11 protein-coding genes are annotated in these 13324 nt (G+C 71.5%); 3 read left to right on the forward strand and 8 right to left on the reverse strand.

The annotated features are described in order from the left end of the window. Nucleotides 1-63: 63 nt before the first annotated feature. Complete coding sequence (locus tag ACSU53_RS03985) at nucleotides 64-192, forward strand: DUF6408 family protein (RefSeq protein WP_437024772.1); 129 nt, start codon at nucleotides 64-66, stop codon at nucleotides 190-192. A gap of 58 nt (nucleotides 193-250) precedes the next feature. Here ACSU53_RS03985 and ACSU53_RS03990 read toward each other — a convergent pair whose 3' ends face one another. From ACSU53_RS03990 to ACSU53_RS04015, 6 genes are all read right to left on the reverse strand, one after another. After that, a complete protein-coding gene (locus ACSU53_RS03990; protein WP_437024773.1) occupies nucleotides 251-2392 on the reverse strand; it encodes a DUF2075 domain-containing protein in 2142 nt (713 codons plus the stop codon). Nucleotides 2393-2566: 174 nt separating this feature from the next. After that, nucleotides 2567-4456 carry a DNA/RNA helicase domain-containing protein gene (locus ACSU53_RS03995; RefSeq protein WP_437024774.1) on the reverse strand — a complete coding sequence of 630 codons (1890 nt, stop codon included), beginning with the start codon at nucleotides 4454-4456 and terminating at the stop codon, nucleotides 2567-2569. A gap of 366 nt (nucleotides 4457-4822) precedes the next feature. Beyond that, nucleotides 4823-4978: a hypothetical protein gene (locus ACSU53_RS04000; RefSeq protein WP_437024775.1), complete on the reverse strand. Its 156-nt coding sequence runs from the start codon at nucleotides 4976-4978 to the stop codon at nucleotides 4823-4825. Beyond that, complete coding sequence (locus ACSU53_RS04005) at nucleotides 4975-5517, reverse strand: hypothetical protein (RefSeq protein ID WP_437024776.1); 543 nt, start codon at nucleotides 5515-5517, stop codon at nucleotides 4975-4977. Before ACSU53_RS04005 ends, ACSU53_RS04000 begins: the two co-directional genes overlap by 4 nt. 462 nt (nucleotides 5518-5979) lie before the next feature. After that, nucleotides 5980-7404, reverse strand: coding sequence for an FAD-dependent oxidoreductase (locus tag ACSU53_RS04010; RefSeq protein WP_437024777.1), 1425 nt, complete (start codon nucleotides 7402-7404; stop codon nucleotides 5980-5982). Nucleotides 7405-7719: 315 nt separating this feature from the next. Continuing rightward, the gene (locus tag ACSU53_RS04015; protein ID WP_437033016.1) at nucleotides 7720-8922 is read right to left on the reverse strand and encodes an erythromycin esterase family protein; all 1203 of its coding nucleotides are present in this window, start codon (nucleotides 8920-8922) and stop codon (nucleotides 7720-7722) included. Nucleotides 8923-9029: 107 nt separating this feature from the next. On the opposite strand from ACSU53_RS04015, the gene ACSU53_RS04020 reads away from it, so the two are divergent. Next, nucleotides 9030-9776: a TioE family transcriptional regulator gene (locus ACSU53_RS04020; RefSeq protein WP_437024778.1), complete on the forward strand. Its 747-nt coding sequence runs from the start codon at nucleotides 9030-9032 to the stop codon at nucleotides 9774-9776. A 121-nt stretch (nucleotides 9777-9897) separates the two neighbouring features. On the opposite strand, the gene ACSU53_RS04025 is transcribed toward ACSU53_RS04020, so the two are convergent. Continuing rightward, on the reverse strand, nucleotides 9898-10245 hold the full coding sequence (locus ACSU53_RS04025) for a hypothetical protein (RefSeq protein WP_437024779.1): 348 nt from the start codon (nucleotides 10243-10245) through the stop codon (nucleotides 9898-9900). 257 nt (nucleotides 10246-10502) lie between these two features. Between ACSU53_RS04025 and ACSU53_RS04030 the strand changes: the two genes are divergently transcribed. Next, entirely contained in the window at nucleotides 10503-11396 is an 894-nt protein-coding gene (locus ACSU53_RS04030; RefSeq protein WP_437024780.1) for a restriction endonuclease, read from the forward strand. A 201-nt stretch (nucleotides 11397-11597) separates the two neighbouring features. On the opposite strand, the gene ACSU53_RS04035 is transcribed toward ACSU53_RS04030, so the two are convergent. Further along, nucleotides 11598-12956, reverse strand: coding sequence for a GH1 family beta-glucosidase (locus tag ACSU53_RS04035; protein WP_437024781.1), 1359 nt, complete (start codon nucleotides 12954-12956; stop codon nucleotides 11598-11600). Nucleotides 12957-13324 lie beyond the last annotated feature (368 nt).

The raw sequence follows: 13324 nt of genomic DNA on the forward strand, positions 1-13324 counted from the left end.
AATGCGGATGCCCGGTAGGGCGATCCCTGCCATTCCCAGCTCACGCCAAGGAGTGGTCATCCGATGAATCCCGTCGAGTACGAGCCTGCACGTCGTCACCGGCTTCGCGAGATCCTGGTCGACGTCGCCGCGGGCGTCGTCACCCAGCTCGTGGTGACGGGCCTGGCGGCGGCAGTGCGCCTGTTCTTCTGAGCAGGCCTGTGGCGGGCCCGGAGAGCCCGCCACACCACACCTCGTGCAGGAGTTCGCGTCAGAACAGACGCAGGTCGGGCGTTTGCGGGCCCGTGTCCTGGCGCCTCCTGCGGGGGCGGCGGCCGCGGCGCGGCCGGGGAAGGTGCGGCACGCGGGCTTCCACCGGAAGGTTCTCCCAGGTGGGCCGCAGCCCGTCCACCCGGACCTCGCCGACCATCTTCTTCAGGTAGCTCCGGGTCTCCTCGTCCGTGGAGTAGAGCACCGTCGCGCGGCTCGCCCGGGTCATCAGCACGTGGTAGGCGTGACGGACCAGCCGGGCGAACTCGTCGTCGCCGACACTGCCGGCTCTCACCTTGGGGTCGAACGAACCGGGAACGGCGACCCGCTTGACACCGGTGTCCGGGTCCTTCCGCTCCTTACCCCTGCGGAACACCCACCGGTCGTCCCGGCGGACCATGTCCTCCCCCAGGATCACGCCGCACCAGTCCCACTCGAGCCCCTGAGCCGTGTACACGCAACCGATCTGATCCAGCCCTTTCTCGTGCACGGACCAGATCTTGGACGGCGGCGCTTCGTTCTCGCAGTACGCGTCACTGTCCGCGTTCCACGGTCTGTGCCAGTCACCGATCCGCACGTCGGGCTCCAGGCGCCGCTCCTTGCCGATCGGTTTCGTCCAGGGCCAGCAGTATCCCGCGACCATGCGGGCGGACGCCCCGGCCAGCGCTTCGGTGCGGATGATCCGTTCGAGTTCGTCCGGGCTGTCGGCGACCTCCACGTGCATCAGCCCGTCCGGCGTCCACTGGTCCGGTTCCTCGTCCGTCACCCCGAGCACGGCGCGCACCCAGCGGATGTAGGCGTCACTGCCACCGCAGCGGAACTGTTCGCGCAGTGCGTACCGGGCGAGCGTGGCGTCGTACCGTCGTGCCGCGTCCTCGATCAGTTCGACGGTACCGACCTCGTTCGGTCGCACGCACTGGCCCTCGTCGAGGAAGAACACGGTCAGGCGGGACGCGTCGAGGAGTTCGTCCACCTGGGGCTTCGTGCCCTGGTCCTCGGGCTTCCAGAAGCGGTTGGTGGAACGCTCCCTCAGGCGGTGCGCCTCGTCGCAGATGAGCACGTCCAGAGGCGGGTCCGGCGGGGTGACGAAGCTGCTGAAATAGGTGAAGCTTTCCTTGAACTCCCGGTCCCCGTAGCCGACGTGCTCCTGGATCGCACCGTTGAAGGCTCTGCTGCCGCTGGCGTACTTGACCGTGTGACCGCTCGCCTCCAGCTCCGCCTTGATCTGGAGGCCGATGGCGCTCTTCCCCGTCCCCGCGCCGCCGGTGACCAGGAAGACGACGCGCCGTTCGTCCGGCACGAGGGCGGGGCGCTGGGGATCCGGCAGTACCTTGGCCGCGGTGTCGAGGATCTGGTCGGCGACCTCCTTCTGCTTGCCTCGCAAGGTGAAGACGGTGTCTTCTCCCCGGGAGCGGATCATGGCGTCGAGCAGGGGCGTGTTGTGTAAGCCCATGTTCTTCAGCAACAACTCGGCCGCAGACGCGCCGCCCTCGTCGGAAAAGTGCCTGCGGAGGTCGGAGATCAGTTGCTCGCGCCGGTCGTTCGTGTAGACGCGGGCGTAGGCGCCGGTCGGAGCATCCACGTCGACCAGGGGCCGGACGGAGTCGTCGGTGGCATTGTGCAGGTAGGCGAACCCACCGCACTCGAAGTCCAGCCCGTGCAGCGGTCCCCTGCCGCCGGTGAACGCCTCGTAGTACTCGCGCAACTGCAGGGCGGGGTGCTTCTTGCCGCCCATCCCCGGTACGTGCACCATCTCGGCCGTGGCCCGCTCCACCCTGGTCACCGTGGACCAGCGCTTCAACTCCACCAGCTGGACGGACAGCCGCCTCTCCTCGGGATGGTGGCCGACGAGGACGACATCGATGAGCCGGGGGTCACCCGGGCGGTCGGCCTCATCCACGGTGGCGGCGCACTCGACGATCATCTCCACGTTTCCGCGTCCGGCGTCGACCAGGTCGCCCGCGAGGTGCACGAGGCTCTCGGCCCAGGCCGAACGTTCCGACAGTGAGGCGTCGGCGCCTCGGAAGTGCCGCCACCGGGCGGCCAGATGGGGCACCATACGGCGCCGTCTGTTCAGGGTCAGCAGGTCCTGCGCCGCGAGCCGCAGCAGGAGCATGGACACGAGGTGGATCCCCCAGAGCACGAGTGATTCGTGCGGGTGGGGGCGTGTCCTGGTGGGGAAGCCCGTCGGGCCGCGATCGGTACTCAGGATCTTAGGGAGACCGGCCGCCATACGGACAATGCCCCGGCCGTGGCCGACGTGAAGCGTAGCCAGCATGGCCGGATCGCATGCTTCGTGGCGTGGAGTTGCTCTCCGTCACACGGTGGACGCGTGCTGCTCCCGTCGGTAGCCCGCCAGCTCCCGCAGCTTCTGCCTCGTCTCTGGGTCGGTCGAGTAGACGATCGTGCCGACCATGCCCCGCGTCAGCAGCACCTTGTAGGTGTTGCGGATCAAGCGGTCCACGTCGTCGTCCGGCGTCGACTTCTTGAACACCGGGTCTTTGGAGGCGGTCCGGTCCGTGATCCAACGGTCACCGCGCCAGAGCAGGTCGGGACCGATGATGACGCCTGACCAGTCGTACTCGAACCCCTGGGCGGTGTAGACGCAGCCGACCTGGCCGAAGCCGGCCGGGTCGGTGGCCCACAGGGCGGCCGGGGGCGCGCCGGAGACGGAGCGGTCACCGCGCAGGTTCCAGGGGCGGGCCCAGTCTCCGATGACGACGTCCAACGGCAGCGGGTGGCCGGGCTTGGGCTCCGGGGACCAACGCCAGCAGTAGCCGGCGGACATGCGGGCGCCGTAGCCCTGGGTGCGGCGGGCTTCGAGGAACGCCTCCATCTCCTGCGGACTCTCGGCGACCAGCAGTTGCATGCGGCCGTCGGGTTCCCAGACGACGGGCCCTCCGGCCTCCAGGCCGAGCAGCCGGACGACCCAGCGCAGGTAGGAGTCGCTGCCTCCGCAGCGGAACTGGCTGTCCAGCGGGACGACGTGGCAGGGGATGCCGCGCTTCGCCGCCGCCGCCTCGATGTCCGCCACAGTCCCCATCTCCCCCGGCCGTACCACCTGGTGCTCGTCGAGGAGGAAAACGGGCACCCGTGCGACATCGACGAGCTCGTCGATCTGGGCACGCCCGGTCCGCAGGGCGGCACGCGTGTAGCGATTGGCCGAGGTTTCCCGGATGCGGTGCGCCTCGTCGCAGATCAGCACGTCCAGGCTGTTCTTCTCGGCGGTCATGAAGCTGTTGAAGTACTTGAACAGGTCCTGCACCTCACGTTTGCGGGAGCCGGCGACCTTCCGCATCGTCCTGGTGAAGGACTGGGAGCCGGTGGCGTGCAAGGCCGGCACCCCCCGCCGGTACAGCTCGCCGAGCAATTGCAGGGCGATGACGCTCTTGCCGGTGCCGGGGCCGCCGGTGACGACGACGATCTCCTTGTGATCGGCGCGCTTGGCCTTCTCCACCGCGTTGAGCACCATGCGGTAGGCGACCTGCTGTTCGTCGAGGAGCACGAATTGCTCGCGCTCCCGCACCTCTTCTGCGGCCACGGACATGAGCTGCCTCGACGGCACCGTGGCACCGGAGAGCAGTTCGTCTGCGGCTCGGACACCAGATCGACCGTCGCTCAGCTTCGAACGGAGATGGTCGAGGAACTCGCCACGACGCTGCCCCGTGAACAGCAGTCCGTGACCGTCGCGCTCGATCTCCCGCAGGGCGGCCACGTCGAACTCCGTGGCGTTGTGCAGGAACGCCACACCGCTGATCCGGTGACCGTGCCCGGCCACCGCGCCGTTGAAGTTGACCAGGTAGTCGCAGTAGCGGCGGACCTGCTCGATCGGGTTGAGAACGGGGTGGGAGTAGGGCCCGACATGGCACAGCGCGGGATCGTCCTCGTGAGGCACGATCTCGCTCCACTGCTTCAGCTCCACCACGACGTACGACGGCTCCCCGGTGGCGGGGTGCACGCCGGCGAGCACGACGTCGGCGCGCTTGCTGTTCAGCGGCAGCGCGTACTCGAGCATCATCTCCACGTCGCCCAGGCCCGCGTCGTTCAGCGCGGCGGCGAGGACGGGAATGCTGCGCTCCCAGGAGCGCACCTCGGAGGTGCCGGGCCGGTAGCCGTGCATATGGACGAACTGGTCGGTGAGATGCAGGAACAGCGAACCGTCGAACGCCATGACGGCGACCGTTTTCGCGGACGCGCGGAACAGCAAGGACTTCCCCCAGGCAGCACGAAGCACTCGTGCGGGTGGGGGCATGTCCTTCGAGACTCCACCGGGATGGAGCGGAAGCCCGTCGGGCCGCATTGACGACGGGTCTGAGGCTACCTGGCGTCTCCGGGTCACATGCAGGTGACCTGGGAGGCGTCCTGTCGCCTACCGGGGTGGCGGGGCGAGGGAGGGCGCCGTCGTGGCCCTCCCGCCCACTGGTGGACATCGGGCAACCTCAGGACGACCGTGAAGGCCGCCACGACCGGTACCTGGCGCTGGGTGTACTACGGCAACACCACCACCGGATCGTCGAAGTCGTCCGGGGACAACGTCGTGGTGAAGCGATGACCGCGCTGCCGTCGGGCCGGTTCACACCGCGCCGACGGTAGCGGCTGCGCCGGTCCAGGCGCCGGGTCCACCGCGATCGGGACGGGCCCGGCGCCCTGCGTCCTCGACGGTGGCTGCAGAGGTGTACACATCGTCCAGCAGCCGCCGGACGGCCTCCTCCCACGCGACTCGGGTCATGGTCGGCGTGCCCCTCGCGAGCGGTCGGTCGTGGCGTCCTGCGAGGGCTCGGGCAGCGCGCCCGGCACCGCCGCCGTCCGCCGGGCACGGAGTTCGGGAGCGTAGCCCGCGCCGATGGCGAGCGTGGCGGTGGCCAGGGCGAGGGATGCCGCCGTCCAGTTCATCCACACGTAGTCGGGGTCGCTGGAATACACGGTGCCGTCGTCGCGGACGCAGTCGAAGCGGAGCGGCAGGTAGGAGGCACGGTGGTGCGAGAGGCCCTGCTTCACCTCCGGGGCGATGCCGTCGCGGCAGGCCGGGGCCGGGATCGAGTCCGCGCCGTCGCCGAACGCCTGCTCCGAGGCGAGAACGCCGAAGAGGCCCAGGGAGTACACGGCCGCCGCGCCACACGCCGTCGCCACGGCCACACGGCGCAGAAGGTGCTCCGGCCACGGGCGAGGCCTCCCGGGGAGCGCCATCGCCGCGGCCCCGGCCAGGGCGACGAGGGCTCCGGTACCGCAGAGCAGGAAGAGCCCCAGTCCCAGGATCACGGCGATCACTTCCCGTCCGAACACGAGCCACGAGGAACACGGAACGAGCGGATCACGCGGCCTGGCAGAGCCGAGCTTACAAGTCATGCCTCGCGGCTGGGTGGTTCGCCGCCTCGGCGGGGATGGTCCGGCCGCGCCGATGGCTGCCGGCCACACCCGCGCCACCACGGACGCCGGGCGGATGCGGCGGGCGGGGAGGCCGGGGCGGGCGCAGCGGACGAGACGGCCGGGGCGGGCGCGGCGGGCGAGGCGGGCACGGCTGCGGGGCTGGCGGGGAGGGAGGGGAGGGCGAGCACTTCCTCGCTTTCATGGCGGCGTCCCCGCCCTTGTCCCCTACCGCCGACATGCCGAACCGGGCGCGCCGTGTGCGGCGCAGTGGGGATTGACCGAACGCCACCGGTCCGGCGGTTTTCGGTCGTCGGCCGTCCGTCTCCGGTCGTCGGACGCCGATGTCGTCGGCCTCTGCCCCGCCTACAAGCCGGGTTCCGCTTCCTCACGGGCCATCGGGGGCTCGGTGGGGGTCGGGACGGGCGTGCCGAACAGAACGGCTCGGGCCACCGAGGGGGCGAACACGGCGGTCAGCGGCGCGGACAGGCTGAGGACGGACCGGAACGCGTCGCCCACCACGGGGTCACCGGGATAGCGGTCCTGGACCCGGTACAGGTACCACTGGGCCGCCCGGTCCCCGGCGCGGAGGGCTGCCGCGTTGCCGGTCGCGCCGGGCATGCGCTTGTCGGCTCCGGCGGAGATGTCCCACGCCTGCCGGGACGAGGACAGCACCGCCCGTTGGACGCGGCGCGTCGTGGGCCTGCGCCGGGGGTCGGCCAGGGCGTCGCGGAGCGCGACCGCGTTCTGGGCGGCGACGGTCATGCCCTGTCCGTAGACCGGGTTGAAGGTGCACAGGGCGTCACCGACCGCCAGGAAACCGGCCGGGCGCCGACCGGGCAGGTCGTAGCGGCGCCGTACGTTCTGGGTGTGGCGGAAGCCGTGGACCGGTGACAGGGGTTCGGCCCTGCTCAGCCACCGGTGCACGAGCGGGTGCGGCAGCTTCTTGGCGTAGGCCGTGAACTGGTCTCCGTCCGTGGGCGGTTCGTCGCCACGGAGGCCGGACAGGGTGACGAGGTGGGTGCCGTCTCCCAGCGGGAGGACGACGGCACCGTAGGTCTGGGAGGGATTGGGGACGATGTAGTAGCCGAGTGCGTCGGTACCGAGGATGCCGTCCCGGTCACGGTAGACACGAGTGCCGTAGGCGAGACCCGTGTCGATGGTCTCCTCGTGCGGGGCCTGCGCTCCGAGCGCGGTGAGCCACTGCGGCGCCTTCGTGGCGCGGCCGGAGGCATCCACGACCAGGTCGGCCTCGACCGGCCGGGGCTCCGCTCCTGCCGTGGCGCCGCGTTCGCGCAGGAGCACGCCACGCACACGTGAGGCGTCTCCCAGGAGACCGACCGCATCCGTTCCTTCCAGCACCTTGATCAGCGGGTTGGCGAGAACCCGTCGCCGTACGAGGTGTTCGAGTTGCGGGCGCGGACCGGTGTGGTAGTGCGCCGAGGAAGGCAGCCGACGGAACCAGCGCCCGCTCTGCCACTGCACCATGTCCGCGGGGATGCCCACCCGGGGCGCTCCCGCATCCTCCAGTTCGCGCACGAAGCCCGGCAGCAGCGTCTCGACGGCCGTCCGCCCTCCTTCGAGCAGGACGTGGATGTGCCGGCTCTGCGGTACGCCGGGACGTGGCTCCGGTTCCTCGGGGAACCGGTCGCGCTCGACGACGGTCACCCGGTCCACGTGGGCGGCGAGGACGTGTGCCGCGAGCAGACCCGCCAGGCTGCCGCCGACGACCACCGCATGGCGCCCGCCCCGAGTGCTCCCCGTTCCCGCATCTTCCTGCGCAGTGTGCATCGCTTCCGCTCCTGGTTGGCACATCGTCAGAAAGCGCCAGTATCGCCCGTACGGAAGGGGCGGATGACGGTTTCCGGCTCTTCAGGACCGACTGCCGACGGCCGTTCGGGGGGTGGGGGTGGCAGCGACCCCAGTGCCGTGATCCGCCGGTGCGCCTGTCCGGGGTTCGGCGGTTCGGCGGTTCGGCCGCCCGGCGGTCCAGCGGTCCAGCGGTCCGGCGGTCCGGTGACGCGCGGGTGCGCGGTTCGTTCGTTCGGTCGGGGTGGTGGGGGCGGAGGGCGGTGTGCCCGGGGCGGAGGGCGGTGTGTCCGGTCGTCACTGCCGGGACTCCCTCAGGTAGACGATCCCGTCCATCCGCGGCAGATGGGCCGGGTCCAGTGGGGCGTACCCGAAGTACGGGGAGACCCGGCGGGTGGGTGTCGTCTCCCGCAACGCGTGAGCCAGTTGGCGGGCACTCACGAGGCAGGTGTCCCCGGGGTGGGTGTGGAGCCGGCCTTCCAAGGTGTCCGCGGGCGGGGTGTCCACTCCGTGGTGCGGGAGAGTGCCGAGGGCGCCCGCCAGGAAGCCGTAGCGGTCACCGAGTCGGGCGCTCACCAGCGCGCCGGCGCCCCACCACTCCAGGTGCGGGTGGTCCCACATGCTCATCGTGCTCATGTCGCGCTGGAGGTGGCTGTTGTGGGCGTGGACGAGTACCGGGCCGCGTTCGGCGAGGGCGAGGAGGTTGCCGGCCATCATGGCGTCGCGGGTGGCCAGCAGCCGCGGCATGCGGGCCGCGGTGGTGTCGGCCATCGAGGAGTGGTAGCGGAGCAGGCCGGTGGCGGTGCGGCCGTGCAGGCGTGCCCGGTGCCAGTCGTCCAGGGGGCCGACCGTGACGAGGTGGGGTGTCCGAGTGTCGAGCAGGGACGCCAAGTCGTCGGTCAGGAGGCGCAGTTCGCCGGCCTCCGCCGAGCGGCCCACGGAGCGGGCGGGGTCCGTCATCGCCTCCGGCTCGGTCCACTGCTCGTCGGGGCCGAGCAGGCGGTCGAGGGTGTCGGCCGTGCAGGGCAGCAGGGCCGGGTCGACGTGCGCCGCCAGGTAGGCGTGGAGTGCCACGAGGGAACGGCGGGGGCTCTGCGCGCCGGTGATCTCCAGCGGGCCGTCGATACCCGCGAAGCGGAGGTGCTCCCCTGCCGGGCGGCTCTCGTTGAATTCGCGCATCCAGCGGACGAGGGCGCGGTTCGCCTCCGAGGTGCCCCAGCGGTGGCTGAACCCGTGCTCCATGACGTCGTCGAGCGTACGGCTCCCGCCGGTCACGTGGTCGTCCACGATCAATCCGGCCGTGCAGTCGGTCTCCAGGGCGATCGTCCGGTAGCCCTCCTCCTCGACGAGCCGCCGGAAGAGGTCGTTGCGGAGGTGGAGCAGGTCCTCCTCGCCGTGCGTGGGCTCCCCCAGGGCGAGGACGTGCGGGCGGGACGGGAACAGCCTCATCACGGCCGAGGCGTCGACGGCGCGGGCGAGGTCTTTGATGTCGGTTGCCATGCCGGTCGCCATGCCGGTTGCCACGTCGGTTGCCATGTCGTCTGTCATGGCTTCAACGGTATCGTTGAACTTTCGGTGGAGACTTGGGTCGCACTAACCTCCAGTTCGTGGTGAGAAACCTTCAAACGGATGAGAAGCTGCGCCCCGTGGACTTGGCACGGCCGCACGGTCTGTCCACCCAGGCGGTGCGGAACTACGAGGACGCCGGAATCCTCCCCGCCGCCGGCCGCACCGCCCACGGCTACCGCACCTACACCCCGGTCCACGCCGGTGCGCTGCGGGCGTTCCTCGCGCTGGTACCGGGGCACGGTCACCGGACGGCGACGGCGATCATGCAGGCCGTGAACCGCGGCGCGGTGGACGAGGCGTTGCGACTGATCGACGCGAGTCATGCGCAGTTGCTCGACGACCGGCGCACTCTGCAGGCCGTGGAGAGGGCTGTCGGCGACCTGGCGCCGCCGTCCTCCGGGCCCGGCCACCGCGCTCCCGGGCCGCGTGCCGGGCGCCGGCACATCGGCCCGCTGGCCCAGGAACTCGGGATCCGGCCGGCGACCCTGCGGAAGTGGGAGGACGCCGGGCTCGTGCGGCCCCGGCGTGACCCGGTGACCGGGTACCGGGTCTACGACGAGGATGACGTGCGTGACGCGCGACTCGTCCACCAACTCCGGCGCGGGGGGCACCTGCTGGAGCAGATCGCCCCGCTGCTGGCGCAGGTGCGGGAGGCGGGCGGGCTCGAGCCCCTGGAAGGGGTTCTGCGCGATTGGCACGGGCGGCTGTCCGACCGGGGGCGGGCGATGCTCACGGGGGCGGCGCAGTTGGACGCGTACCTCCGTCGGCTGCGCGCGGAGGCGTGAGGCGGCGGAGGCGTCAGTGGCGCGCGAAGGTGTATTCGGCGCGCGGAGGTGTCATCGGCGCGTGCAGGCGTGTCTTCCGGCCGGCGGGCCATCCGGCCGGCGGGCCGCCGTCTCCGTCTCCCTACTTCGCGAGCCGGACCTTCTCGTGGTCCAGGAGAGCGGTGTGGGTCGCCGACGTGATGATCAGCAGGGTCAGCAGGAAACGGGGAACCGCGCTCCCCTCGTCGTCGGTCGGGCTGATCACCAAGCCGAGGGAGAACACGGTGATCTCCGCCATGACGTAGGCCGCGGCCAGCCACAGCTTCACGACACCCTTCGCGGTGGCGACCACGAACGGGACCGCCAGGGCCAGGCCGAGGGTGACGACCGGGACGAGGGTCCAGAGCACCTTGGCGGGTGTGGAGGCGAACATCCGCGGCCGGGAAGGTGCGAGCGGCGTGCGGAGGTACGGGTGCGGGTTGTGAGCCATCGCTCCTCAAGCGGATCGTGTGACGAGGGGACGTTGTGGTGGTCATGTAAGGGCACCGGCATCCGTCCCGCCCATGGATCTCGGATGTGCCGACGGCGCATTGGGGTGCGGCCGGGTTCGTGGTGCTCCGCGGAGCGCCGGAACCGCGACTTGGGACCCGGACGGCGAAGTCGTGATCACCGTTGCCGGTACAACAACACGTACCTGGGCAGTCGGTGGTTGACCTTCGTCGGCGTCTCCCGGGAGGAAGCATCACCATGGCCGTGCCCGCATCACACGCCCCCACCTCGTCGGACTCCGCGCGCACCCGCCGCTCGTTCGAACTGCGCAAGACAGCCATGTACTTCCTGCTCCTCGCCGTCATCGTGACCCTGACGGGTCTGACCGCCCGCACGGTGGCCGCCGCGGCGGAGCGTCGCCCGGCCTGGGCGTTCGCCCTGGCCCTCCTGGTGGCGGCCGGGGGCATCGCCTTCTGGCGAAGAAGGCGCCGGATATCGGCGGTGAAGCTCGCCCGCCGGGCCGCCCGGGCTCTGGACGACGCGGCGGAGACGGCGGTGGACGTGCTCGACGAGACTCCGCCCGTCTCCGGCCCCGCCCGCCCCGGCGACCCCGACCTGCCCACCGCTCCCGTCACCCCGGCGGGTTCCGCCGCCCCGAACGGCTCCGAGCCGGCGGACGCGCCGACCGGGGGCGGTCCGGTCGAGCCCGAACAGACCGCTGTTCTCGTCGGCCCGGCGGCGGACCCGCTCGACGCGGCCTACGAAGCCCTGGATCCCTACGAGTTCGAGGAGGCGATGGCCGAACTGTGCCGCCGGGACGGCTGTTGGGACGTCGAGGTCGTGGGCGGGGCCGGAGACCTCGGTGCCGATGTGGTCGCGCGGACCCCGGACGGGCGCCTCCTCGTCGTGCAGTGCAAGCGGTACGGCGACACGAACCGGGTCGGTTCCCAGGACATGCAGCGGTTCGGCGGCACGTGCTTCACGGTGCACGGGGCGGACGTGGCCGTCATGGTGACCACCAGCGACTTCACCGCTCCCGCGCTCGAGTACGCCGAGCAGTGCGGGATCGTCTGCGTGAACGGTCCGGACCTCCAGCGCTGGCGGGACGGTACGGGGCCGAGCCCCTGGGAGGCGGGGGACACGGCCGCCTGACGCGGCCCGGTCCGTCTCCGGTCCTCAACTCCCTTCGTGGGCCTACCAGTTCCGGTCCTCGCTTCCTCGCGCCACGGACGGGATGCCGCAGGGAGGGCCGGGGCCGGCACCGGCACCCACCTGGCGTCGTGCGGCCCGGGCCAGAGAGCCGGGGAGCCGGGGAGGGGAGCCGGGCGCCTGGGAGCCGGGACGAGGTTTCGGTCAGTCCGCCTGCCCGGTCCGCTTCCCGTGCGCCCTGATGATCTCGGCGTAGCGGTGGCCGGATGCCTTGATGGTGCGGGCCAGGGTGGAATAGTCGACGTGGACGAGGCCGAAGCGCTTGTCGTAGCCGTAGGCCCATTCGAAGTTGTCCAGGAGCGACCAGGCGAAGTAGCCGGCCAGCGGTGCGCCCTTGCGGGCGGCGGAGGCGCAGGCGGCGATGTGGTCCTCCAGGTAGGAGCGGCGTTCGGGGTCGTCGACGGTGCCGTCGGGGCGGACGGTGTCGGGGAAGGCGGAGCCGTTCTCGGTGACGTACAGGCGGCGGGCGCCGTACTCGTGGGTGAGGCGGAGGAGCAGGGTCTCGATGCCGGTGGGGTCGATCTCCCAGTCCATGCCGGTGCGCGGGACGCCGTCCCGGCGTACCAGGACGGCGCGGGGGGCGGGGCCTTCCGGGTCGGCGGTGACGACCTGGGGGAAGTAGTAGTTGAGGCCGAGCCAGTCGAGGGGTGCGGCGATGGTGGTCAGGTCGCCGGGCCTCTCCGGGAGCTCGACGCCGTACACCTCGCGCATGTCGGCGGGGAAGCCGCGGCCGTGGACCGGGTCCAGCCACCAGCGGTTGGTGTGGCCGTCCATGCGGAGGGCGGCGGCCCGGTCCTCGGGGGTGTCGCTCGCGGGGTGGATCGTGGAGAGGTTGTTGACGATGCCCACCTGGGCGCCGGGGGCGGCGGCGCGGAGGGCGCGGGTGGCGAGGCCGTGGGCGAGGAGCAGGTGGTAGGAGGCGCGGACGGCGGCGGTGAGGTCGGTGAGGCCGGGGGCCATGCGGCCTTCGAGGTGGCCGATCCAGGCGGAGCACAGGGGCTCGTTCAGGGTGGCCCAGTGGTGCACGCGGTCGCCGAGGCGTTCGGCGACGACCGAGGCGTAGGCGGCGAAGTGCTCGGCGGTGTCGCGTACGGGCCAGCCGCCGCGGTCCTGGAGGGTCTGCGGCAGGTCCCAGTGGTAGAGGGTGACGGACGGGGTGATGCCGGCGGCCAGCAGTCCGTCGACAAGCCGGTCGTAGAAGTCGAGGCCCTTGGGGTTGACCGGTCCGTCACCGCCCGGGACGACGCGGGGCCAGGCGACCGACAGGCGGTAGGCATTGGTGCCCAGCCGGCGCATCAGGTCGATGTCCTCGCGCCAGCGGTGGTAGTGGTCGCAGGCGGTGTCGCCGTGGTCGCCGTTGTCGGTCGTGCCGGGGGTGTGGGAGAAGGTGTCCCAGATCGACGGTGAGCGGCCGTCCTCCGCCACGGCTCCCTCGATCTGGTAGGCCGAGGTGGCCGTGCCCCACAGGAAGTCGTCGGGCAGGGCGGTGTGGTCGATGGTCACTGAGGTCCTTCGGTCGTCCGAATGCGGTGGGCGGTCCGGTGGTCGGTGCGGTGGTCGGTGCGGTGGTCGGTGCGGTGATCGGTCAGGGGGCGGCGGCTGGCGTGCACGGCTCGTGGAGTCGCCCTCCGTCGGTCCGGTGACGCCGTCGGCGGGGCAGGCTTCCGGCGCCGGTGCCTCATCTGCGGCGCGACCGGCGGGAGTGTTCACCGGCGCGCCCCTGGGAGGTGCGCTGCCCACCGGCGCGACCTCGGGAGGTGCGCCGCCCACCGGACATGCCGACAGGAAGCCGTCCCCGCGCCGTGGTTGTGGCCCGCACTGCGGACGAGGGCTGCGGCACGGGGGAAGCAACGCGTGCCGTCACGCGCCCC

This window comes from Streptomyces sp. enrichment culture (assembly GCF_964273255.1).
Lineage (GTDB): Bacteria > Actinomycetota > Actinomycetes > Streptomycetales > Streptomycetaceae > Streptomyces.